A 23636-nucleotide genomic window follows, 5' to 3' on the forward strand; every position below is an offset into this window, starting at 1 on the left:
GCCGGACGAGTGATCGTCCGGCCGCGCTTTGATCAGACCTTGGCCGGAGCGTACTTCGGCGAAAGCAGATGCACCACCAACAGGGCGATTAGATAGGCTGAAGCCGCCACGATGAAGATCGGCATATAGGTGCCGATCTGCTCCAGCACATAGCCGGCGTACTTCGCCATCGCCATGCCGCCGATGGCCCCCAACATGCCCCCGATCCCCACGACCGAACCGACCGCCGAGCGCGGGAAGACGTCGCCCGGCAGGGCGTAGAGATTGGCCGAAAAGCCCTGGTGGGCCGCGGTGGCCAAGCCGATGATGCCGACCGCCACCCAGAGGTTGGACGCCATGGCGGCGAAAGCGACCGGGACGGCGCACAGGGCGCAGATCAGCATGGTGATCTTGCGGGCCCTATTGACGCTCATGCCGCGGTGCATGAAGCGAGACGACAGCCAGCCGCCGCCGACCGATCCCACGTCCGACAACAGGTAGATGGCGACCAGCGGGGGGCCGAAGGATTTCAGATCAAGTCCGTAGGTTTTGCCGAGGAAGTCCGGCAGCCAGAACAGGAACATCCACCAGATGGGATCGATCAGGAACTTGCCCAGGGCGTAGGCCCAAGTTTCCTTGACGCCCAACAGCTTGGTCCATTTGACCTTTTCAACGACATCGGCAGGATCCTGCTCGATATAGGCCAGCTCGGCAGCCGACAGCCGCTTCTGTTCGCGCGGCCGGCGATAGACCAGGAGCCAGATCGGCAGCCAGATTAGGCCCAGCAGGCCGGTGATGACGAAGGCCAGTTGCCAGCCGAAGGCCAGAACCAGACCCGGAACGATCAGGGGCGTGACAATGGCGCCGATATTGGTGCCCGCGTTGAACAGGCCCGTCGCCAGGGCGCGTTCCTTCTTTGGGAACCACTCGGCGACGGCCTTGATGCCTCCAGGGAATCCGCCGGCCTCGCCGACGCCCAGGAGCATGCGCGCCATCATGAAGTGCGACAGATCCCGCGCCGCGCCGTGCAGGATGTGGCCGATCTGCCAGATGCCGAAAGCCACCCCCAGGCCCCAGCGTGCGCCGACACGGTCCATGATCCGACCCCAGAGCAGATAGGCCACGGCGTATGAAGCCTGGAACCAGAAGACGATGTCGGCGTAGTCGGTCTCCGACCAACCGAACTCGGCTGACAACATGGGCTTCAAGAAGCCGATCATCTGGCGATCGACATAGTTGATGACCATGGCTGCAAACAGCAGCCACATGATGATCCACCGATACTTGCCCGGCGACGGCGCCTTGATCTCAATCGGTCCTGCGCTTGACGCGTCGGTCATGATTATTCCCGTTCCTGATGGTTCCTCACGCGTCCCGGCTCTCTCGTCCCTCAACGGCGGCCAGGTTGACGTGTTTGAAGAAGATTACTGCGCTTCAGCCCTCACGACCGAGCAATGGAGTTCGGCAACGCCCCTGAACACGCATACGGCCTGATCCCCTGCATGGACCCGGTGTACGCCGGTAACGGCGCCGGTGGAGATCAACATGCCGGCCTTCAGCGGTCGGCCCCATCGGGCGCAATGCTCGGCCAAGAAACGGACGGACTCCATTGCGCCGCCCTGAAGCGACGCAGAACCGCCGACGCCGACGCTCTCGCCGTTCACGAAGGTTTCGACCTCGATCGCCTCCAGCCGCTCGCGCCAATCCGCCAACTCAGGCCCGATGATCAGGCCGCCGTTGTTGCCGAAGTCTGAGGCGACGACTGCGGAGCCCAGGTCATTGATCGCCGACAAGGGGCTGCCCGCCAGCTCAACGCCCACGAAGATCTTGTCGATCGCCGCGACGGCGTCCGCCAAACTCCAATCCGTCTTGTCGGGGTTCAGATCATGACCGATGCGGGCGATGAACTCGGACTCGACGGCTGCAAAGCCGCCCTCGATCTCCGGCAACGCCGTCGCGGCGCCTTCAACGTTCGCCCAAACATTGCGTGCAAAGATGGCGCCGGCCAGTCGGTGGACCCCCAGCTCCGGCTGCTGCGAAAGCGGCACCCCGCCGACCTTCCATCCGACGACCTTGTCGGGAAACCGCTCTATGGCCGCAGACTGGATCGCATAGGCCTTGGCCATGTTTTCGGGAATCCGGCCTGGATAATCCGGCGTGGCGCGGCAGGCGAGTCGCGCCGCCACGAAGCGCGCCGCGATCTGATCTGGCTCTGCGGCGACAGAGGCCATCCCGATTTCGGCGATCGGCGTCGCGCTCATGACGCGACTCTCACGAATGAATAGGTGCGGATCAAGGTAAGGCCTCGCAAACAGGCCGCGATAAGAGCGAGGGAGGAAACCGGTGTCAATGCGCTTTGAAGAGGTTTGTAGCGTCCGGCGCGAGTCGGCGTTATGGCTGAAGCTCGACAAGAAGGAAGGAGCCGCACCTTGGCTCAAGACGATCCGCGCCCCGGCAAGACGGCTAAGCGGGCCACCATCAACGACGTCGCCCGCGTGGCGGAAGTGTCCAAAAAGACCGTCTCGCGCGTGATCAACCAGTCGCCGTTCGTGCGCCAGGACACGCGGGAACGGGTCAATGCGGTCATCAAGGCGTTGGGCTTTACGCCCGATCCCCAGGCGCGCGGGCTGGCGTTCCGCCGCTCTTTCCTGATCGGCCTGATCTACGACAACCCCAGCCCGACCTATGTCGTCAATATGCAGCAAGGCGTGCTGGACGCCCTGAAGGGTTCGGGGTTGGAACTTGTCGTCCATCCTTGCAACCGCAACTCCCCTACTCTGCTTGAGGACATCCGAGGCTTCGTGGAGCGGCAAAGGCTCTATGGCGTCATCATGCCCCCTTCGGTGTCTGAGGACGAGGCGGTCATCGCGCTGCTGCGCGACCTGGATTGCCCCTATGTCCGCATCGCCTCGGTAGCCCTGGACGAGCCGGCGTCGATGGTGGTGACGAACGACGGGATAGGGGCGGCTGAGGCGGCGAATCACCTTGCCGACCTGGGCCACCGGCGGATCGGTCTGGTTCGCGGGCCGGACCTGTTCCGATCGTCGGCGGTGCGAAGCAAGGGCTTTATCGACGCCCTGTCGGCGCGCGGGATTCCACTAGCGCCCGAATACGACTTCAAGGGCGCCTATACGTTTGAATCAGGTGTTGAAGCCGGCCACGCCCTGCTTTCCTTGGCCCACCCGCCCAGCGCCATCTTCACCCTCAACGACGACATGGCGATCGGGATCATGCAGGCGGCCCGCGAGCGGGGGCTGGAGCTGCCACGCGACCTGTCGATCGTCGGGTTCGACGATCTGCCCATGGCCGCGCGGGTCTGGCCGAACTTGACCTCCGTCCGCCTGCCGATTCGCGACATGGGCCGCATGGCGGCCGAGAAGCTTCTGGCGCCCATGCGCGGCGTGGATGCGGCCCAGTTGAAGCAGCCGGAAGTCCGACCTGCTCTCGTGGTGCGGAAATCCGCTATCCCTGCGGCTTGAAAACGCTTTTCAAAAAGGCGGCCGGCGCGGGCCACGCGCCGGCCGAGCCTTAGCCTTATGCGGGCTCCAAAGCCTTCGCGCCGCTCAGAACGCCCTTCAGATAGTCGCGAATATCTTCGTCCGTAGCGTTGGCGAAGAAGTATTCGGAAAACCGCTCGCCCGCGATCGCGGCTTTCAGCAAGTCCTGATCCATCTCCTTCAGCACGGTCAGCATGTCCTTGCAGGATGCGGCCTTCAGATCGCGCAGCACGCCTCGGTTCTTGCGCATGATCTCCGCACGTTCCTTGGGATAGCCCAGGCCGCGCTCGCCCTCGAACAGTTTGCGATACACGTCCTGAAGGTTCAGCTCCGCCGCCCAACCGAACCCCTTGGCATAGGGCATGGAGATGGCGTTTCCGTCATTGATCTGGCCGAACAGGAAGGCGTCGGTCGGATCAATGACCAGGCCGCAGAAGACGCCCGGCATGCTGTTGCAGGCCAGCATCGATCCCATGCCGGTGCCGCAACCGGTCACCACGAAGTCGGCGGCGCCGGAGTTGAGCAGGATGGCGGTCAGCACGCCGTTCATCACATAGGTCAGCGACGCCTTATCCTCGGCGGCGTACATTCCATAGTGGAACACCTGATGCCCCAGCGGCTCCGCGACGGCGGACAGAGCCGCATGCACCGTCTCGCTTTTTGCGGCCTGGCTGTTTTCGATAATGAGCGCGATCTTCATGGGGACTCCTCAAGGCGAGTTCAGGCGACATCGAACCATGTCGCGCGATTATGGGCTAATGGATTGCATCATAATATGACACCGGTTACCTAGTCCACATGGGGAGAGATGCAAGGTCAGCCGGATCGATTTCCCGGCGAGGCTGACAGAGCGGAACATTAGCCCTTGCCGCATCACACCCGCTAAACGGCGTCGCAAAAGGCGCAGACTAGAGGAAACACAATATGACCACTCCATTCGACCTCACCGGAACAGTCGCCCTGGTCACCGGCGGCAATGTGGGCTTGGGCCAGGGAATCGCTCTGGCTCTGGCGGAAGCCGGCGCCGACATCGTTTCGGTCGCCCTGTCGGATTCCGACGACACGGTCGCCAAGGTGAAGGCCATGGGACGCCGCGCTCATGCGGTCAGCGCCGATCTGACCTCGATCGAACCGGTCGAGCGCGTGGTTCAGGAAACCCTTGAGGCGATGGGCCGGATCGACATCCTGGTCAACAATGCGGGCCTGATCCGTCGCGCCGACGCCGTGGACTTCACCGAGGCCGACTGGGACCTGGTGATGAACATCAATCTGAAGACCGTCTTCTTCCTCAGCCAGGCCGTGGCCCGTCACTTCATCAAACAGGGCGAAGGCGGCAAGATCATCAACATCGCCTCCATGCTTTCCTTCCAGGGGGGCATCCGGGTGCCCTCCTACACCGCCTCCAAGTCGGGCGTGGCCGGCCTGACCAAGCTGATGGCCAACGAATGGGCGCCGCACGGCATCACCGCCAACGCCATTGCGCCTGGGTATTTCGCCACTGCCAACACTCAGGCGCTGCGCGAGGACCCCGTCCGCTCGGCTGAAATCCTGGGCCGCATCCCGGCCGGCCGCTGGGGCGAGCCTTCGGACCTCGGCGGGGCCGCCGTCTTCCTGGCGAGCCGAGCGTCCGACTATGTCCAAGGCGCCATCCTGCCGGTCGACGGCGGTTGGCAGGCGCGCTGAGCGACGGCTAGTCTGAAGCATGACCCACAGCGCATCTCCCCGCCGCATCCTCTGCTTCGGCGAGATGCTGCTGCGGTTTTCGCCCAATCAGCACGAGTTGCTTCTGCAGTCTCCCGCCCTGACGGTCCGTCCAGGGGGCGCGGAGGCGAATGTCGCGGTCTCCCTGGCCCAATTCGGCGCCCCCACGGGTTTGGCGACAGTCTTGCCCGACAACGTCCTGGGTCGCGCCGCGCGTGACGAAGTGCGCCGACACGGCGTCGATACCTCGACGGTCGTGTTCAAGGCCGGTCGAATGGGCCTGTACTTCCTCACCCCTGGGGCCGTAAGGCGCCCATCGGAAGTCCTGTACGACCGCGCCGGCTCCGCCTTCGTCGAACATGTCCATACGGCGTTCGATTGGGACGCCTTGCTGGACGGGGTGGAATGGCTGCACGCGTCCGGCGTCACGCCGGCTACGGGCCCTAACGGCTCGTCCGCCGCCGTCGCCCTGATAGACGCTGCGGCGCGCCTTGGGGTTAAGGTCAGTTATGACGGCAACTTCCGCGGAAAGCTGTGGGAGCAATGGGACGGCGATCCCCCGAGGGTCTTGGGCGGCATGCTGAGCGGCGCGACCCTGGCCTTTGCTGACGATCGTGACTTCGGCCTGGTGCTGAGGACGCGGTTCGACGACGCCGACCCGGCCGTCCGGCGTCGCGAGGCCGCAAAGGCCGCCTTCGACGCCTTTCCTCGTCTTCAACGCATCGCCTGCACCCTGCGGGTGCAAGACAGCGTCGCCGACCAGGCGCTTTCAGCGGTGATGCTGACGCGAGACGGTGGACGGATCGTCGAAACGCAGGCGGACGCCCTGCACATGGCCGGTGTCGTGGACCGGGTAGGCGGTGGCGACGCCTTCGCTTCCGGCGTGCTGTTCGGGCTCTGGAGCGGCTGGTCGGATCAGCAGGCGCTGGATTTCGGCTTGGCGGCCGCCGGCCTGAAACACTCGGTTCCGGGCGATTTCAACCTGTTTTCGGCCGATCAGGTGCGGGCGGCCATGGGTGACAACGGGTTCGACATTCGCCGTTAGATCCCCGGCCGGATTCCGTCGAGACTCCCCTAGGAAACCGGTGTCAGTCGTGCTTGATTGAGTGTCCAACCGGCCGCGAAGAGCCGTTTCAGAGGTCCAGGAGTTTCAGCATGCATGCCCCTTCCATGAGCCGTCGCGCCGTCTTGGCCGCCGGCGCCGCCGCCACATTTGTCGCCGCCTCCGCACCCGCCCTCGCTGGCGCCGCCTCGGCGCCTCAGCGGGACGCCATCCTGGCGGGGATGAAGCGGGCGGCACGCTTTATGACCGATGAGGCTGCAGTCGAAGGCGGTTATGTCTGGCAGTATCTGCCCGACTTTTCTCGGCGCTGGGGCGAGTTGGAAGCCAGCCCGACCATGATCTGGGTGCAGCCGCCTGGAACCGCGACCATGGGGCACCTGTTCCTGGACGCCTATCATGCGACCGGCGACGACTTCTATTATGAGGCCGCCAAGTCCGCCGCCGACGCTCTTGTCCGGGGCCAACACCCGGCTGGCGGTTGGAACTATGTCATCGACACGGCCGGCGAGGCTTCGCTGAGGCGGTGGTACGACACGGTCGGCAAGAACGCATGGCGGCTGGAGGAATTTCATCGCTACTACGGCAACGCCACCTTCGATGACGCGGGTACGGCTGAGGCCTCGCAACTGCTTCTTCGCCTGTACCTCGAAAAGCGATGACGTGACCCCCTGAAACTCCTCCAGGAATAGCTAGAGTCCGCCCAACGAAGGACGGACAGAATGAAGCGATCGAGGTTCACGGAAGAGCAGATCATCGGGATCCTGCGGGAGCAGGAGGCCGGTGTAGCGACGGCGGAGGTGTGCCGACGCCACGGGGTCAGCTCGGCGACCTTTTACAAATGGAAGGCCAAGTTTGGCGGGCTCGACGTGTCGGAGGCTCGGCGGCTCAAGGCGCTCGAGGATGAGAACGCCCGGCTGAAGCGGATGCTGGCGGACGCGATGCTGGACAACGTGGCCCTGAAGGACCTGCTGGGAAAAAAGTGGTGACGCCCGCCGGCTATCGCGAGGCGGCTGGCCATCTGCAGGCCGCCTACGAGATGAGCGAAAGGCGGGCGTGCCGTGTTCTGGGCGTCGATCGGACGAGCGTGCGCTATCAGGCGACGCGCCCGGACGACGGCGCTCTGCGCGACCGGCTGAAGGCCCTGGCCCAGGAACGTCGACGGTTCGGCTATCGTCGCCTGCACGTGCTGCTGCGGCGCGAGGGCCATGCGGTCAACAGGAAACGGGTCCAGCGGATCTATCGCGACGAGCAACTGACGGTGCGCCGGCGCGGCGGCCGGAAGCGAGCGATGGGCACGCGGCGACCGCTGGACCTGCCGCTGGCGCCCAACCAGCGCTGGTCGCTGGACTTCGTCGCAGACCAGCTGACGGACGGGCGGCGCTTCCGCATCCTGACGGTGATCGATAACTGTACGCGCGAGTGCCTGGCGCTGGTGGCCGACACCTCGCTGTCGGGCGCGCGGGTCGTGCGGGAGTTGGACGCCGTCATCCGGCAGCGAGGGCGGCCCGACACCATCGTCAGCGACAACGGCACGGAGTACACCTCGAACGCGGTCCTGGCCTGGGCCGACGACACCGGCGTCGGCTGGCACTACATCGCGCCGGGCAAGCCCCAGCAGAACGGCTTCAACGAAAGCTTCAACGGGCGGCTGCGTGACGAGCTGCTGAACGAGACGCTGTTCCGCTCGCTGCCGCACGCTCGCGCCGTGCTGGAGGCGTGGCGACGCGATTACAACGAGCAGCGTCCGCACTCGAAGCTCGGGTGGCTGACGCCGCAGGCTTATGCAGAAGCGCTCACCGGACACATCGGCCGGCCTGCTGCGCTGGTTGATGGCTGCGCAGACCGGCCTCTTGCCAACCCAGCCGATCACAGCTCAGATCAACCTAGGACTCTCGTTATGGCTGGATGAGAAACGGGGGTCACGTCAGCGAGACCGCAAATATCTGGCGCCTCTGAACAAGGCGATCGATTTTGTTCTCGACAGCCAGTATCCGAACGGAGGCTGGCCTCAACGTTACCCCTTCGTACAGAACGGCGGCGTCCACGGGCACGCCGACTACACGCCCTACATCACCTTCAATGACGATGTCGCAGGCGAGAATCTGGAGTTTCTGATCTACGCCTGGCACGGGTTGGCGCGGAACGGACGCGGCGATCCGCGCATCCTGGATGCGATCAACCGCGGCATGGATATCTTCGTCAGAACCCAACAGCCTCAGCCCCAGCCCGCCTGGGGCCTGCAGCATTTCCCCGACACCCTAAAGCCGGCCGGCGCGCGGACGATCGAACCTCAGGCCCTCGTCACCCATGCGACGGGCACCAACATCAAGTCGATGCTCGGCTTCTACCGGTTGACCGGGGACCGGAAATTCCTTGACCGCCTGCCTGAGGCCCTGGACTGGCTGGATCAGGTCGCGACCAAGCCGCCGCTCAATACACCGGGGCGGACCCATCCCACCTTCATTCTCGAAGGCGCCAACACCCCGATCTACATCCATCGTCGGGGATCCAACGTCGCCAACGGCCAGTACTACGCCGACGACAATCCCGAGAATCTGATCGTCCACTACGGTTCGTTCCGGAACGTGGACACGCCCGCTCTTCGCGCGGAGTATGCCCGCCTCTCCGCCCTGCCGGTCGAGGCTGTGACGCAAGGGTCGCCGCTGAAGGCGCGACCGGGCTCTCTACGGCTTCCGACCTATTTCACCCTTCAGGACGTCGATGTCTGGGACATGTCCAGCGAGGCCAAACGGCCGTCGCCGGTCAGCGAAAGCCGCGTAGCCGAGGTTCTGGCCGGACTGAATGCGCGGGGCTATTGGCCGACGCCGCTGACGACGACGTCGAACCCCTACAGGGGCGACTCCCCGACCGCCGTGACCGGCGGCGAATATCAGATGACACGTGTCGGCGACGTCTGGGACACGTCGCCCTATCGGACCGACTACCMSGTCTGRGASRCGTCKCCMYMTCGGWCYYSACTAYCSRRWCRWGGGCGATCTCSAYCYMGGYCYTCRKTCGMMWSATSSGCGATCKGACKSCMSGMATGATCGGGCCGTCCGGTGTCAGTCCTTTAGAGGTAGGCGCCCACCTGCCAAGGGACGAACTCATTGTCGCCGATGCCCAGCGCCTCCGACTTTGAAGGCTCGCCAGAGGCCACGGCCAGCATCTTTTGGAAGATCCGTTCGCCGACGTCGGCCAGGCTGGCGCCCGTAAGCACCGGCGAAGCGTCGATATCCATGTCCTCGTCCATCCAACGCGCTAACTTGGCGTTGGACGCGATCTTGATCGAGGGCGCCGGCTTGGCCCCGAAGACTGAGCCACGGCCGGTGGTGAAGACGATCAAATTGGCGCCCGAGGCGATCTGGCCCGTCGCCGAACAGGGGTCGTAGCCTGGGCTGTCCATGAAGCTGAGCCCCCTGGCCGCCCGCGGTTCGGCATAGCCGATCACGTCGTTGAGCGGCGTCGAGCCCGACTTGGCGACGGCCCCCAGAGACTTCTCCAGGATGGTTGTCAATCCGCCCTTCAGATTGCCCGGAGAGGGGTTGTTGTTCAGCTCCATCTGATGTCGCGCCGCATAGTCGCGCCACCAGGCCAGGCGCGCCTGCAGCTTGTCGGCGACGGCCTGTGACGCAGCACGGCGCAGCAGCAGGTGTTCGGCTCCCCAGATTTCGGGTGTCTCCGACAACAGGGCCGACCCGCCGTGGCTGACCAGCCGATCGACCGCCTCGCCCAAGGCCGGGTTGGCCGTGACGCCGGACCAGCCGTCCGAACCGCCGCACTGAAGGCCGACCGTTAGATGCTCGACCGACACGGTCGTGCGTCGTGTCTTGGCGGCCTCCGTGATCAGATCGCGAACGATCGCGACGCCGGCCTCGATCGCGCGCGCCGTTCCTCCGGCCTCCTGTATGGTCAGAGCGTGAAGGGTGGGACCGGCGTTCAGCCCCTCATTGGCGAGCCAGGCGGGGATTTGATTGGCCTCGCACCCCAGCCCCACGATCAGCAGGGCGTGAAAGTTGGGGTGGCGGGCATAGCCTCCCAGGGTGCGCTGCAAGAGGGCCACATCGGAAGACAGGGATGAGCCGCCGCATCCCCCCTGGTGGGTGAAGGCGACCACTCCGTCGACACCGTCCGGCAGGCCGTCATCAGGAAAGGCGTCGGCGATGCGGCGCGCCACTGTGGCGGAACAGTTCACGCTGGTGAGCACGCCGATATAGTTTCGCGTCCCCACTCGCCCGTCCGGGCGAACGATCCCCTGAAAGGTCGCGTCAGACCGCAGCGGCGGCGAACGCAGATCCGCCCCCACCTCGGCCTCTCGTCCATCGTCGGTCATCATCAGATTATGGATGTGAACGTGGTCTCCCGGCGCGATCGCCATGCCGGCGCGGCCGATGACCTGACCATAGCGACGAACCACTCCTCCCGCTTCCACAGCATGACGCGCGATCTTATGACCCGTGGGGATGTGGGTGCGCGCGGGGACGTCCAAGCCTTCGGGAGTCTGGCCTTCGGAAATGTCATCCAGGGCGATGGCGACGTCGTCGAGTGAATTTAAGACCAGAATGCGAGACATGATCTAGACCGCCGCCTCCCGCGCCGCCTCGACCGCTCCTTTGCGACACAGCGACAGATAGGCGTCCGTAACCGCCAGGGCGAAGCGGTCGTCCGCCGCCAGGCGCTGCGGAAAAACGGCCGCAAGCCTCAGAAGACTCAGCACCTGGTCGGCTTCATTGTCAGCCTCAGCCAGACGCCGGGCCGTTTCGGCGGCCAGCGGATCATCGACCTCGAAGCGCTCTCCCCCTTCCGTCAAACCCGATTGCCACCTCATCCAGGCCGCTACGCCCAGCGCCGTCGCCTTGATCCCGAGCCCTGCCGCCAAACGATCTGCGGCCGTCGCCAACAGTCGCTGCGGCAGCTTCTGAGAACCGTCGATGGCGATCTGGCGTGTGCGATGCATCAGGGCGGCGTTGCAGAAGCGCGCCATCAGGGCGTTCCGATAGTCGGCGATCACCAAACCGGGCGGCGGCTCCAACGTCGTCTCGACCTCGTCCCACAGGGCTTCGACATAGGTGCGGAAAGACGGCACGCCCACCACCTCATGCACATGTTCGAAGCCGGCCAGGGCCCCCAGGTAGGACAAGGCGGAGTGAGCGCCGTTCAGAAGTCTCAGCTTGGCGTTCTCCCAAGGCTCGACGGACTCCGCCAACTGAACGCCCAGGCCTGGAAAGTCCGGTCGCTCGCCGGCGAAATGGTTTTCGATCACCCACTGGGTGAAGGGCTCCGTCTTGACCATGCCTTGATCCTCGACGCCGAGCCGGCCGGTCAGTCGCGCCACGTCGTCGGGGGTGGTCGCAGGAACGATCCGGTCGATCATGGTCTGCGGGAAGGCGCCATGACGCCTGATCCAATCGGCCAAGTCAGGGTCGATACGGCCCGCCATCGCCAGCACGGCCGCCCTGATTCTTTGCCCGTTCTGCGGAAGATTGTCGCAGCTGATGACGGTGAAGGGTTTGAGGCCCGCAGCCTTGCGCGCCTTCAACGCCGCAACAAGGAATCCAGGGGCCGTGCGCGGCGCCTCCAGATCGGTCAAATCCGCGGCCACGTCCGGATCATTGAAAATCAGATCGCCGCTTGCGGGGTCGATACGGTAACCCTTTTCGGTGACGGTCAAGGTGACGATGTGAACCTCAGCCCTCGCCATGGCGGCCACCAGGGCGGCGGGGTCTTCTGGGCCGACCAGGACGCCGCAGCCCGCGCCAATGACGCGAAGATCCTCACGCGCCCCGTCACGCACCACCAGGGTGTACAGTCCCTCTTGGGGATTCAGTTGGTCTCTGACGCCCGGTGACCGCAGCGAGGCCCCGAGAACCCCCCAACGCAGGTCGCCGCCGGCCAGGGCGTCGTCGAAGACAACCGCCTGATGGGCGCGGTGGAAGGCTCCCACCCCCAGATGCACCACGCCGGTCTTCACCTCCGCTCGGTCATATCTGGGCTGAGCGACGTCCAAAGGCAGTCGCGACAAGGCCTCTGAGTTCAGCCGGGACGTCGGACCGCTCACAGCTTGTAGGCCGCCTTGACCAGACCATAGGTCAGGGCGTGGGCGACCTCGTGCGCCTCGTCCTCCTCGATCCTATGCTCCACCACAAGCCGGGCCAGGAAGCCGCAGTCCATGCGGCGCGCCACATCGTGACGGGCCGGGATCGACAGGAAGGCGCGGGTGTCGTCATTGAACCCGACCGTGTTGTAAAAGCCGGCGGTCTCGGTGACCTGTTCGCGGAAGCGGCGCATGCCCTCTGGGCTGTCGTGGAACCACCAACTGGGGCCCAGTTTCAACGCCGGATAATGACCGGCCAGCGGAGCCAGTTCGCGGCTGTAGCTGGTCTCGTCGAGGGTGAAGACGATCAAGGACAGGCGCCTGTCCGCTCCAAAGCGATCCAGCAGCGGCTTCAAGGCCCTGACGTAATCGGTCGGGGTGGGAATGTCGCATCCCTTGTCGCGTCCAAAGCGATCGAACACCGTCGCCGAATGATTGCGGAAACTGCCGGGATGCAGTTGCATCACCAGGCCGTCCTCGACCGACATGGCGGCCATTTCGGTCAGCATCTGGCCGCGAAACAGCTCGGCGTCCGCAGCTGTCGCGGGCGCCGCGGATACGCGACGGAACAGAGCCTCGGCCTCTCCTCTCGGCAGATCCGCCGTGAAGGCGGTCGGATGGCCGTGGTCGGTCGAGGTCGCGCCCCTTTCGATGAAGAAGGCGCGACGGTCGCGGAGAGCTTGAAGATAGCCGTCCCAGCTCATGACGTCGCGACCGGTGAGATCGGCCAGGCTGTGCAGATTGTCGCGGAAACCCTCATAGTCCGGATCCAGGACCGGGTCGGGTCGAAACGCGGTCAGCACCCTGCCTTTCCAGCCTGACGACGCGATGGTCTTGTGGTGATCCAGGGTGTCCAGCGGGCTCTCGGTGGTGGTCAAAACCTCGATATTGTAGCGTTCGAACAGGGCGCGTGGCCGGAAACCGTCGGTTTTGAGGGCGGCGTCGATGACGTCGTAATAATGGTCCGCCGTCTCGCCCGAGAGACGCACATCCAGGCCGAACACCTCGGCATAGACCCAGTCATGCCAGAGGCGCGAAGGCGTGCCGCGAAACAGGTGATAGTTCTCGGCGAACCGGCGCCAGATTTTCCTGGGATCCGTCTCCACAGGCCCGCCGTCGACGCGCGGCACGCCCAGATCCTCCATCGCCATCCCCTGCGAATACAGCATCCGAAAGACGTAATGGTCGGGCGTAATCAGCAGCTCAGCCGGGTTGGCGAAGGCTTGGTTCAGGGCGAACCAGCTGGGGTCTGTATGCCCGTGCGGACTGATGATCGGCAGATCTTTGACGGCGTCATACAGCCGCCGCGCGACTGCGCGGGTTCCCGCATCTGCTGGAAACAGGCGGTCGGGATGAAGTCGGAGCGGCTGAGTCATGAAATCCTTCCCTCAGTTCCCGCCGGCCGGACGCGACGAGTCGTTTCTGTCCCTCCTGTTACAGGGCCGAGGACAAAAAAGACACCGGTTACCTACAGGTCGAAAAATCCTGGTCGGCCTATGGCGCCCGCAGAATATGCGGCGCTTTAATCAAACATGCTGGACGGCCCGCCCAGGCGCGCTTTCCAATCAGCCTCAGATCAGCCCATGGCCCTTCGGCAGTTCGGCGTATCGATGCACCCGCGTCGCCATGACGAGGCCGAAGCCTATCATGACGGTCAGCATCACCGTGCCGCCGTTGGACAACAGCGGCATGGGCACGCCCACGACTGGCGCAAGCCCCATAACCATGGCTCCGTTGATCAGCACATACATGGCGAAGGTGGCGATCACGCCGGACGCCGCCAAACGGCCGAAATGACTGTGGGACAGGGACGCTATTCGCAAAGAGATCAATATGATGGCCGCATAGGCGCTGAGCAGGAAGAAGGCGCCGACGAAGCCGAACTCCTCAGCGAAGGCGGCGAAGATGAAGTCGGTATGCCGCTCGGGCAGAAACTCCAGCTGGCTCTGGCTGCCCAGGCCGTAGCCCTTGCCAAGAAGCCCGCCCGAGCCCATCGCGATCTTGGATTGGACGATCTGATACCCCTTGTCGGCCATGTCGGCCTCAGGGTTCAGGAAGGTCAGGACCCGGTGGCGCTGATAGTCGTGCATGCCGAACATCACATAGGGAGGCACGGCGACCGTGGCGACGGCGGCGACGGCGGCGATGATCTTCCAGTTCAGACCGGCCATGAACATGATGGCCGCGCCGGTCAGGCCGATCAGCATGGCCGAGCCCAGATCCGGCTGGTGCGCCACCAGCAGGAAGGGCATGCCGATGATGGCGACGGGAATGATCAGCTTCCAGTGAAAGCTCGCCTCCTTGGCCGAGGCCCCGTGGTACCAACGCGCCAGGGCCAGAACCACGCCGATCTTCATGATTTCCGAGGGCTGTATGCGGGTCACGCCCAGGTCAAGCCAGCGCGTGGCGCCGAGCGCGGTGTAGCCCAACGGCGTCTCGACGAGAGCCAGTAGGAACAGGGCCACGCCATAGATGGGATAGGCCAGGGCGAACCAGTAGCGAATGTTGATCATCGACAGCCCCAGCATCAGCACCAGGCAGACGCCGAACCGGATCAGGTGTTTAGCCGCCCAGGGTGACCACGAGCCGCCCCCCACCGAATAGAGCATCATTGCGCCCGCGCCGCCTACGGCGCAGATGAGCAGCAGAAGCCGCCAGTCGAGCTGGCTGATCTTGGTCGAAACGCGCTCGCGCTCGCCGGGACGAGACAGGGCGGAAGCGGTCATAAGCGCGGCTCCGTCGATGGGGGAAGCGGATCAACCGCCTCCGGCGTCGGCGCCGCCGGCTCGACGGTCGAAGGCTGGGTCAGGTCCGTCGTCTCTGTCGGCTCGGGCGCCGGCGGGCGTTCCATTCGCGCGCGCATCTCCGGATCCTTCAGCAAGGCGACCTTCATCACCTCCCGCGCGCGCGGCGCGCCGGCTGTACCGCCGCCCATGCCGCCGTGTTGCACAATCACCGACACGGCGTAGCGGGGATTGTCCGCCGGCGCGAAGGCGATGAACAGGTTGTGGTCCTTCTGGGCCCAGGGCCGGCCCGCGCCCTTGCGGGAGCCGGCGCCGTAGTTCTGCGCCTGGGCCGTCCCGGTCTTGCCCGCCATGCGGATGTCGCCGAGGCCCAGTTGGCTGTTCCTGAAGCCGGTCCCGCCGACGTCGGTCACCGCCTCCATCCCTTCCCGCATCACCTGCACGAAGGCCGGATCATAGGGCAGGTCGGCGAAGCTGCGGTCGCCCCCCTGCTCCACTCCCCCGATCGACTTGATCAGCCGCGGCGTCACGGCCTTTCGGCCATTGGCCAGTCGCGAAGCATAGACGGCCAGTTGCAGGGCGTTGACCGTCAAGGCGCCTTGACCGATGCCGTAGCTCGGCGTTTCGCCCGGATACCATTTGCCGTCGCCCCGCACGGGATTCTTCCGCCGCCATTCTCGGTCAGGCACCAGGCCCGGCTTCTGGCCGGAGATGCCGATGTCGTAGGTCTGGCCAAAGCCCATTTCGCGCGCCGTCTCGGCGATGGCGTCCGGCCCGACCTCGACCGCCAGGGTCATGAAATAGACGTTGCAGGAGTTCTTGATCGCCGAACGCATGTCCTGCGAACCGTGCCGTCCCAGGCAGGCGAACCGCCGCCCCAGATAGTAGGCCCCGTTGCAGACGATCCGTCGGTTCGGATCGCCGCCCCGTTTCAACGCCGTCAGCCCGACGACCGGCTTGAAGGTCGAGCCGGGCGCGAACGTCCCCGTGAGAGCCTTGTCCAGCAGCGGGCGACGTTCATAGTCGGCCAAGGCGCGATAGATGCTGGAAGGCACGCCCCCCACAAACAGGTTGGGATCGAACGATGGGGCGGAGGTCATCGCCAGGATGTCGCCGTTGCGGACGTCCATCACGACGCAGGCCCCGGACTCCTCGCCGAACACCTCCAGCGCCCGGTTCTGAATGTCGGCGTCGAGGGTCAGAACCACTTCCTGCCCGGGAACCGCCGGGCGGGAGCCGCCCACATCCTCGGCCACCACCCGACCCCGCGCGTCCACCTCGACGCGATTACCGCCGGGCTCGCCGCGCAGGGCCTCGTCCAGCGCCTTCTCCACCCCTTGCCGGCCGATGCGGAAACTGGGGTTGAACAGCAGGGGCGGAACCTCCTCCCCCCTGTCGCGGATGGCCTTGACGTCCCGATCGGACACCTTGGCCACATAGCCGACCACATGGGCGAAAGAGCCGCCGAAAGGATAGTAGCGGGCGTCGTTCATGTCTGCCATGACGCCCGGCAGCTCGTTGGCGTACAGATTGACCTTGGCGAACTCCTCCCAGGTCAGGTCGCTCTTGACCGGAACCGGGTTGAACTTGGACGAGGCGTTGACGTCGCGGATGATGGCGCGGCGGCGTTCCAGGGTGTCGGGAAGCAGCCGACCCAGCAGGTCCAGGGTCTGGTCCAGGTCCTTGGTTTCGTCGCGCACCACCAGCACTCGGAAACTGGGGCGGTTGCCGGCGATGACGACGCCGTTGCGATCCTTGATCAGGCCCCGCGGCGGCGGAACCATGCGGAAGTTGAACTGGTTCTGCGACGAGAGGGTCGCATACTCCTGAGCCTGCACGACCTGGAGCTGGGCCAGCCGCCCTACAAGCGCCGCCACGCCGAGGGTCGCCAGGCCGCCGAACACGAAGGTGCGCCGCAGGAACGAGCCCTGTCGTTCATTGACGTCGGCGAAAAAAATGGAAGGTTCGCCGCTCATCGGAAGCGAATGTCTCCATCGTCGAACCGCTCAAGCATCCAGTCAGCGACCGGATAAAGCAGGAGGGTCGGGACGATCTGGCCGATCAGCGACAGAATGGCCGGCGGATTGCCCGCCCGCACCGTCACGATGACATAGGCGAACAGAAACGCCCCCAGGGTGCAGGCCACATACCAGGCGAACCGGATCAGCCCTTCGTGTCCGGCCAAAAGATTGCGCGACAGAAGCAGGACGCCATAGACCCCCATCAGACACAGGGCCCACATGCCGAGCGGGCCGTTCCAAAACAGGTCAAGGAACAGGCCCAGGGCGAACAGCACAGCCGGCGCCGTCATCGACGGACGGATCAAGGGCCAGGCGAAGGCCAAAACCATGGGCACGACCGGCTCCGGCAAGGTCAGGCCGAAAAGCTGGGCGGGGGTGGCCAGGACGATGGTCGCCGCGACCGCCACAAGGGCCGGATAGAGGATCCATTGCAAAGGCCCGACGACGCGGACCGCAACCGGCCGTCTCACGCGGCGCCTCCCGGCGCAGGCGAGGGTCCGCCCGGCGGAGTCTCAGGCGTGGACTGATCCGGAGCGGCGCGCGGAGCCGGACCGCGCTGAACCGACGGCCCGGCGGTTGCGGCCTGCGAAGCCTGGGCCTGCCGCGTGCGTTCGGCCTGGGCGCGTGCGGCCGCTTGCCGGCGTGCGGCAACGTCCGCAATCGCAGCCGCCTGTTCGAGGCTGGGCTCGGGCGCCGTCCCCAGACCCGCCAGGGGCGGCGCATTCAAGGCGTTGGGATCGACCAGTTGGCCGAAGTCCTGGAACAACAGCACACGCACATAATCGACAGCGCCACGATCGCTGAACAGTTTGACGCGCCAGCTGCCGTCAATGCCCTTGGCGGCGACGCCGATCGGTATGCCGCGCGGCAGTCCCCCACCGTCCCCAGAACTCAGAATGCGATCACCCGGCTGCACCGAGCCGGCTCCGCGAACAAACTCCAGACGCGGGTTGTCGCTGCCGTCGCCGGTGAGAAGCGCCCGCGCATCGGTGCGATCCACCAGGACGGGCGTCCGAGACGCCACATCGGTCAGGAGCACCATGCGGCTCACGCCTCCGGTCGCGCCCGTCACGCGACCGACGAGGCCGTGTTCATTGATCACCGGATTGCCGATCCGCACGCCGCGGCGCGTGCCCACGTCCAGAAGCTTGGCCCGATTAAAGGGTCCGCGCGCGTCGGAGATGGCGCGCGCCGTGATCATCGGAACGGGCGGCTCAGTCCGCAGCCCCAGCAAGGCTTCATAGCGCGCGTTGACGTTCTTCAGGGCGATGGCCTGGTCGCGCCACGGTTGGAGTTCCGCCAATTCCGCCTTGAGTTTCCGATTTTCCGACACCGCGAAGAAATAGCCCCCGACATAGTCGGTGACGGCGCCGACCCAGCGCACCGGCGCGGCCAAGATCCCGCTGACAGGTCCAGTCACCGTATCAGCCGCTCCGCGCACGGCGCCATAGCTGGAACCGCCGTCGACGGCCTTGCGATCGCTCACCAGTAGGAGGCCGGCGGCCACGATCGACACGACGACCACAACCGCGGCGGTCCAGACCAGCGGCACCTTCAGGTTTTCAAAGGGACCGTCGCGAAACGCCACGGGCGACCTTCCACAAAAGGGGTTGGAATCGACAGGCGATCCCTGTCGTTCTGCCTGCCTATCGCAAAATCAGGGCCGGAATGGAACCGTCGATCACGCAGGGCTGAAAAGGATTTGCGGCCGGACTTTCGCCCAGCCGCGATCGAAAAAATCAGAGCGCCGAGTCGAGCACGCCCTTCATCCAGCGCGGATGCTCCAGCACGCGGCCGCAGCCGATGGCGACGCAGGACAGCGGGTCGTCGGCCACCGAGACCGGCAGGCCGGTGTGGTCGCGAATCTCGACATCCAGGCCGCGCAGCAGGGCGCCGCCGCCCGTCAGCATGATGCCCTTGTCGGCGATGTCGGCGGCCAATTCCGGCGGGGTGGCTTCCAGCGCGACCTTCACGGCCTCGATGATCTGGGTCACCGGCTCGGCCAGGGCTTCGGCGGCCTGGCGTTCCGAGATACGGACCTCGCGCGGCACGCCCTGCATCAGGTCGCGGCCCTTGACCTCGATCGACAGGCCTTCGCCGTCGGCCGGGATGCGGGCGGTGCCGATGTCCTTCTTGATCCGCTCGGCGGTCGTTTCGCCGATCAGCAGATTATGGTTGCGACGCATATAGCTGATGATGCTGTCGTCCATCTTGTCGCCGCCGACGCGGACCGAACGCGAATAGACGATGCCCGACAGAGACAGCACGGCCACCTCGGTGGTGCCGCCGCCGATATCGACGACCATGGAGCCGGTCGGCTCGTGGATGGGCAGGCCGGCGCCGATCGCGGCGGCCATCGGCTCGTCGATCAGGCCTACGCGGCGCGCCGAGGCGTTCAGGCAAGAATCATTGATCGCGCGACGCTCGACCGCCGTGGCGCCGGACGGCACGCAGACGATGATCTTCGGGTTCACGAAGCCCTTGCGGTTATGCACCTTGCGGATGAAGTGTTTGATCATCTCTTCGGCGACTTCGAAGTCGGCGATGACCCCGTCGCGCATCGGGCGGATGGCTTCCATGTGGCCGGGCGTTCGGCCCAGCATCTGCTTGGCCTCAATGCCCACGGCGTGAACGATCTTGCGTCCGCCGACGTTGCGCAGGGCCACCACGGACGGCTCGTTCAGGACGATGCCCTTGCCCTTCATGTAAATCAGGGTGTTGGCGGTGCCCAGGTCCATCGCGATGTCGTTGGAGATCGCGCCGAAAAGGGAAAAGCTCATGGGAATCGATACCGTTGTTCTTTGACCGAGGGCGTCAGTTTCGCAGTCGACCTGGCGACGCCCCGCCGTCCTGACATCCCCTTGCCGGACAGCTTCCTGATCGTCTTCGCCACGCCTACCGCTGGCCCGTGTGCCCGTATGAAACAGGGAATACAACCCCCTTCGCGTACCGGACGCGAGTTCACCCCCAGGCCTGTGTAAGCTTGGCGCTCCGGGCCGTTCACGATAGCGTCATGAGGGGGAAGGACTCCCTGTGAAACATCCTGCCGGCGCTTGCCGCGACGTCAGTCCCCACGCGCCTTTTCGCGACGCCTCACCCACTCCCGGACCCCCAGCATTAGACCCAACCAGGCCAGGGCCACGCCCGCCAGGATGGCCGAGGTCCAAACCCCGTCGCCGCTGACGGCCGTCATGAAGGAGCCGCCGAAAAAGGCCACAAGCGCCGTCTTGGGCAAAACCCCCAGGGCGCATCCGGCCAGGAAGCCGGGAAAGGACGCCCGCGCCGCGCCAAAGGCCATGTTGACCACGATGAAGGGCGCCGAGGGCACGTTGCGGATCATGAAGCTGGCGTAGAAGGCGTTCTGCCCCACGAACCGGGTCAACCGCCCGACCGTCTTTCCGCCGTGCCGCTCCAGCACCCGCGCGGTCGGCCCGCGCCCCATCCAATAGGTGACGGCGGCCGAGGCGACCGTGGCGATCCAGCTGTACAGAAACCCGAACCAGGGCCCAAAGGCCACCACGCAGGCGGCGATCAGAATGAACTGAGGCGCCCCGAAGAAGGCTGCGACCGTGAACACGATCACGGCCGCCGGCAGGCCCCACGGCCCGTGCCGGAATCCGCCCAGCCAGGCCTCCAGCCGCGCCTCGGCGTCCAGCCCCAGCTGGCTCTTACCCACGGCGAACAGAGCCGTCATCGCGCCCAGAACGACAACCGTCGCCAGCACGGCGCGCCAGCGCCGCGCCTCCATATTGGACAGGAAATCGAGGATCCAGCGCATCAGACGCGCCGCTTATCACCCCGGCTGTACATTAGCGAGCCTGGGCGGATTGTCCCGGCGGGCCTGCGCGCGTAAGGAACCTCGCCCTCCCCGGCGACAACCTTCCAAGACCGATGGGATTCCCATGTCCAGCCTGCAATCTTCCGCCCTCGCCCGCGTCAAGCCTTCGGCCACCATCGCCGTGACCGCCCAGGCCCGGAAGCTCAAGGCGGAGGGCCGCGACGTGATCGGCCTCGGCGCCGGGGAGCCGGACTTCGACACGCCGGAGAATATCAAACAGGCCGCCATCGACGCCATTAATCGCGGTGAGACCAAATATACCGACGCCGACGGCATGCCCGAACTGAAGAAGGCTATTGTGGCCAAGTTCGCCCGCGAGAACGGCCTGACCTACGACGTGTCGCAGATCCACGTCGCACCGGGCGGCAAGCCGGTCATCTTCAACGCCCTGGTCGCCACCCTGAACCCCGGCGACGAGGTCATCGTGCCCGCCCCCTACTGGGTCTCCTACCCCGATATGGTCCTGCTCGCCGGGGGCGAGCCCGTGACCGTGATCGGCGAGGAGAAGGACGGCTTCAAGCTGCGTCCCGAGGTGCTTGAGGCCGCCATCACCCCCAAGACCAAGTGGCTGATCCTGAACAGCCCCTCCAACCCGACCGGCGCCGCCTACACCCAGGCGGAGTTGCTGGCCCTGGCCGAGGTCCTGCGTCGTCACCCCCACGTCTGGGTGCTCACCGACGACATGTACGAGCACCTCGTCTATGGCGACTTCGAATACACCACCATCGCCCAGGTCGCCCCCGACCTGATCGACCGCACCCTGACCGTCAACGGCGTGTCCAAGGCCTATGCCATGACCGGCTGGCGCATCGGCTACGCCGGCGGCCCCAAGCCGCTGATCGACCTGATGCGCAAGGTGGCCAGCCAGACCACCTCCAACCCCACCAGCATCAGCCAGTGGGCCGCGGTCGAGGCCCTGAACGGCACCCAGGACTTCATCCCCGAGCGCAAGATCGCCTTCGAGAAGCGCCGCGACCTGGTCGTCTCGATGCTGAACCAGGCGACCGGGATCACCTGTGCTGTGCCGGAAGGCGCCTTCTACGTCTATCCGTCCATCGCCGGCCTGATCGGCAAGACGACGGAATCGGGCGTGGTCATCGACGGCGACTCGACCTTCGCCGCCGAGCTGCTGAACGCCGAGGGCGTCGCCGTGGTCCAGGGCGAGGCCTTCGGCCTGTCGCCCTATTTCCGCATCAGCTACGCCACCTCCGACGCCGTGCTGGAAGAGGCCTGCACCCGCATCCAGCGCTTCGCCGCCTCGCTGCGTTGATTTTTCCACCGGACGGACGCCTCTGTGTCCGTCCGGATCGACGGCCCCAGGTCAGGCCGTGGCGCGCGGCGACAGTCGGGCTCCGTCGCCGTCCGGTTCGTTCGGATCGCCCAGCTCCCCTTGCTCTCGCGCCCTGCGGCCATAGACCCATTCGAACAGCGGCGACGCCATAAGGGTCGTGATGATGGCCATCAGGACCAGGATGGAGAACAGGGCTGGGCCGATGACGCCGCGCTGAAGTCCGATATTGATGATGATCAGCTCCATCAGCCCGCGCGCGTTCATCAGGGCGCCGATCCCCATGGCCGTGGCGTTGTCCTGGCCCGTCAGCCGGGCGGCCGCCCAGCAGGCGCCCCCCTTGGCCAGGACGGAGCCGGCCAGGATCACCAGGGTGACGGCGGCCAAACCGATATTGTCCACCATCGTCAGCTGCGTATTGAGCCCCGAAAAAGTGAAGAACATCGGCAGCAGAACCAGAACGGCGAAAGGCTCCAGCTGACGTTTGATCTCCGCCGTCAAAAGGCCGCGCGGCATGGCGACCCCCAGGATGAAACCGCCGAAGACCGCATGGATGCCGACGGCGTCCATCGCCCAGGCGCTGAGCATGAACAGGATCAGGACGACGCCCAATACGCTCGGTCCGACGCGCCCCTCCCGCTCTGCGATCCGGCCTAGGGGCGCCAGAAGCCGGGGCCCCAAGGTCATCATGAAAAGGGCGAAGGCGCCGCCTCCGGCGATCGCCACCACCGCCACCATCGGGCCGGCGCCGAAGCTGGCCAGGACGATCGCCAATACGCACCACGCCCCGGCGTCATCGATGGCGCCGGCGGCCAGAGACAGCGATCCCAGCCTCGATCCGCTCAGGCCGCGTTCGTGAATGATGCGGGCCAACATGGGAAAGGCGGTAATCGAAATGGCCGCGCCCATAAACAGCATGGCCTGCCAGGTCACGATTCCCTCGCCGAACAGGCCAAGACTCAGTAGCCAGGGCGCGATGGCGACCGCGACCAGAAACGGCGCCGCCATACCGGCCAGAGACACGGCCGCCGCGCTGGTCGCATGGGCGCGGAAATGATCCCGGCGAAACCCCAGCCCGACCAGGAACATGTAGAGACCGACGCCCAGCTGGGCGCCGACGAACAGGATGGACCGCGACTCCTTCGGAAACAGGGCGGCCTGCAAGTCGGGAGCCAGAAGTCCGAAAAGGGACGGCCCCAGGATCACGCCTGCGATCATTTCGCCGACGACCTGCGGCTGACCCAACCAGCGCTTGGCCGCCCATCCCACCACCCGGCAGGCGGCGATGATCACCGCCATCTGCAGGAAAAAGGCGACACTCAGCTCCGCATTGGTCATGCGATGATCCCTCCCCAGGGCGCGCCGTTCTTGAGAACGATCACAGGTCGCTCACCCTAAACACCCTCGTCGCCTA

At 65.5% G+C, this 23636-nt stretch carries 18 protein-coding genes and 2 pseudogenes; 7 read left to right on the forward strand and 13 right to left on the reverse strand.

Translation table 11 applies throughout. The features are described 5' to 3' along the window. Positions 1 to 32 precede the first annotated feature (32 nt). Together JL11_RS11895 and JL11_RS11900 are read right to left on the reverse strand one after the other, a co-directional pair. On the reverse strand, positions 33 to 1319 hold the full coding sequence (locus JL11_RS11895; RefSeq protein WP_054765841.1) for an MFS transporter: 1287 nt from the start codon (positions 1317 to 1319) through the stop codon (positions 33 to 35). Between the two features lie 84 nt (positions 1320 to 1403). Then, positions 1404 to 2417, reverse strand: coding sequence for a 2-keto-4-pentenoate hydratase (locus JL11_RS11900; protein WP_197273302.1), 1014 nt, complete (start codon positions 2415 to 2417; stop codon positions 1404 to 1406). On the opposite strand from JL11_RS11900, the gene JL11_RS11905 reads away from it, so the two are divergent. Beyond that, positions 2409 to 3458: a LacI family DNA-binding transcriptional regulator gene (locus tag JL11_RS11905; RefSeq protein WP_231681294.1), complete on the forward strand. Its 1050-nt coding sequence runs from the start codon at positions 2409 to 2411 to the stop codon at positions 3456 to 3458. The genes JL11_RS11900 and JL11_RS11905 overlap by 9 nt on opposite strands. Positions 3459 to 3513: 55 nt before the next feature. Here JL11_RS11905 and JL11_RS11910 read toward each other — a convergent pair whose 3' ends face one another. After that, positions 3514 to 4176 carry an RpiB/LacA/LacB family sugar-phosphate isomerase gene (locus JL11_RS11910; RefSeq protein ID WP_054765843.1) on the reverse strand — a complete coding sequence of 221 codons (663 nt, stop codon included), beginning with the start codon at positions 4174 to 4176 and terminating at the stop codon, positions 3514 to 3516. 224 nt (positions 4177 to 4400) lie between these two features. Here JL11_RS11910 and kduD point away from each other — a divergent pair, with 224 nt between their 5' ends. From kduD to JL11_RS11940, 5 genes and pseudogenes are all read left to right on the forward strand, one after another. Next, positions 4401 to 5159: a 2-dehydro-3-deoxy-D-gluconate 5-dehydrogenase KduD gene (gene kduD / locus JL11_RS11915; protein ID WP_054765844.1), complete on the forward strand. Its 759-nt coding sequence runs from the start codon at positions 4401 to 4403 to the stop codon at positions 5157 to 5159. A 19-nt stretch (positions 5160 to 5178) separates the two neighbouring features. Beyond that, positions 5179 to 6222 carry a sugar kinase gene (locus JL11_RS11920; RefSeq protein ID WP_082382699.1) on the forward strand — a complete coding sequence of 348 codons (1044 nt, stop codon included), beginning with the start codon at positions 5179 to 5181 and terminating at the stop codon, positions 6220 to 6222. A 110-nt stretch (positions 6223 to 6332) separates the two neighbouring features. Next, a pseudogene (locus tag JL11_RS11925) lies at positions 6333 to 6896 on the forward strand (pectate lyase); the annotation flags it as partial. Positions 6897 to 6959: 63 nt separating this feature from the next. Beyond that, a protein-coding gene (locus tag JL11_RS11935) for an IS3 family transposase (RefSeq protein ID WP_165906610.1) occupies positions 6960 to 8149 on the forward strand; the annotation gives its coding sequence in 2 pieces (ribosomal slippage) (positions 6960 to 7212 and positions 7212 to 8149; 1191 coding nt in all). Further along, a pseudogene (locus tag JL11_RS11940) lies at positions 8070 to 9287 on the forward strand (pectate lyase). The gene JL11_RS11935 and the pseudogene JL11_RS11940 overlap by 80 nt, the downstream one beginning before the upstream one ends. Positions 9288 to 9310: 23 nt before the next feature. Here JL11_RS11940 and JL11_RS11945 read toward each other — a convergent pair. The 9 genes from JL11_RS11945 to JL11_RS11985 form a co-directional block, all read right to left on the reverse strand. Further along, complete coding sequence (locus JL11_RS11945) at positions 9311 to 10810, reverse strand: UxaA family hydrolase (RefSeq protein WP_054765847.1); 1500 nt, start codon at positions 10808 to 10810, stop codon at positions 9311 to 9313. A 3-nt stretch (positions 10811 to 10813) separates the two neighbouring features. Next, positions 10814 to 12208 carry a mannitol dehydrogenase family protein gene (locus JL11_RS11950; RefSeq protein WP_227975926.1) on the reverse strand — a complete coding sequence of 465 codons (1395 nt, stop codon included), beginning with the start codon at positions 12206 to 12208 and terminating at the stop codon, positions 10814 to 10816. A gap of 83 nt (positions 12209 to 12291) precedes the next feature. Beyond that, positions 12292 to 13707 (reverse strand): glucuronate isomerase, encoded by a 1416-nt coding sequence (gene uxaC, locus JL11_RS11955; protein WP_054765849.1) that lies wholly within the window; start codon positions 13705 to 13707, stop codon positions 12292 to 12294. Positions 13708 to 13902: 195 nt separating this feature from the next. After that, a complete protein-coding gene (rodA, locus tag JL11_RS11960) occupies positions 13903 to 15057 on the reverse strand; it encodes a rod shape-determining protein RodA (RefSeq protein WP_054765850.1) in 1155 nt (384 codons plus the stop codon). Beyond that, positions 15054 to 17051: a penicillin-binding protein 2 gene (gene mrdA, locus JL11_RS11965; RefSeq protein WP_054765851.1), complete on the reverse strand. Its 1998-nt coding sequence runs from the start codon at positions 17049 to 17051 to the stop codon at positions 15054 to 15056. Before mrdA ends, rodA begins: the two co-directional genes overlap by 4 nt. Further along, a complete protein-coding gene (locus JL11_RS11970) occupies positions 17048 to 17566 on the reverse strand; it encodes a hypothetical protein (protein WP_054765852.1) in 519 nt (172 codons plus the stop codon). Before JL11_RS11970 ends, mrdA begins: the two co-directional genes overlap by 4 nt. Continuing rightward, complete coding sequence (mreC, locus tag JL11_RS11975; RefSeq protein ID WP_054765853.1) at positions 17563 to 18684, reverse strand: rod shape-determining protein MreC; 1122 nt, start codon at positions 18682 to 18684, stop codon at positions 17563 to 17565. The genes JL11_RS11970 and mreC overlap by 4 nt, the downstream gene beginning before the upstream one ends. A 151-nt stretch (positions 18685 to 18835) precedes the next feature. Further along, the gene (locus JL11_RS11980; RefSeq protein WP_054765854.1) at positions 18836 to 19876 is read right to left on the reverse strand and encodes a rod shape-determining protein; all 1041 of its coding nucleotides are present in this window, start codon (positions 19874 to 19876) and stop codon (positions 18836 to 18838) included. 284 nt (positions 19877 to 20160) lie between these two features. Beyond that, positions 20161 to 20874, reverse strand: a complete 714-nt coding sequence (locus tag JL11_RS11985) for a TVP38/TMEM64 family protein (protein WP_054765855.1) — start codon at positions 20872 to 20874, stop codon at positions 20161 to 20163. A 124-nt stretch (positions 20875 to 20998) separates the two neighbouring features. On the opposite strand from JL11_RS11985, the gene JL11_RS11990 reads away from it, so the two are divergent. Further along, positions 20999 to 22204: a pyridoxal phosphate-dependent aminotransferase gene (locus JL11_RS11990; protein ID WP_054765856.1), complete on the forward strand. Its 1206-nt coding sequence runs from the start codon at positions 20999 to 21001 to the stop codon at positions 22202 to 22204. Between the two features lie 51 nt (positions 22205 to 22255). On the opposite strand, the gene JL11_RS11995 is transcribed toward JL11_RS11990, so the two are convergent. Then, positions 22256 to 23560, reverse strand: coding sequence for a cation:proton antiporter (locus tag JL11_RS11995; protein WP_054765857.1), 1305 nt, complete (start codon positions 23558 to 23560; stop codon positions 22256 to 22258). Between the last annotated feature and the right edge of the window lie 76 nt (positions 23561 to 23636).

It is taken from the genome of Brevundimonas sp. DS20 (assembly GCF_001310255.1).
GTDB classification, from domain to species: domain Bacteria; phylum Pseudomonadota; class Alphaproteobacteria; order Caulobacterales; family Caulobacteraceae; genus Brevundimonas; species Brevundimonas aurantiaca.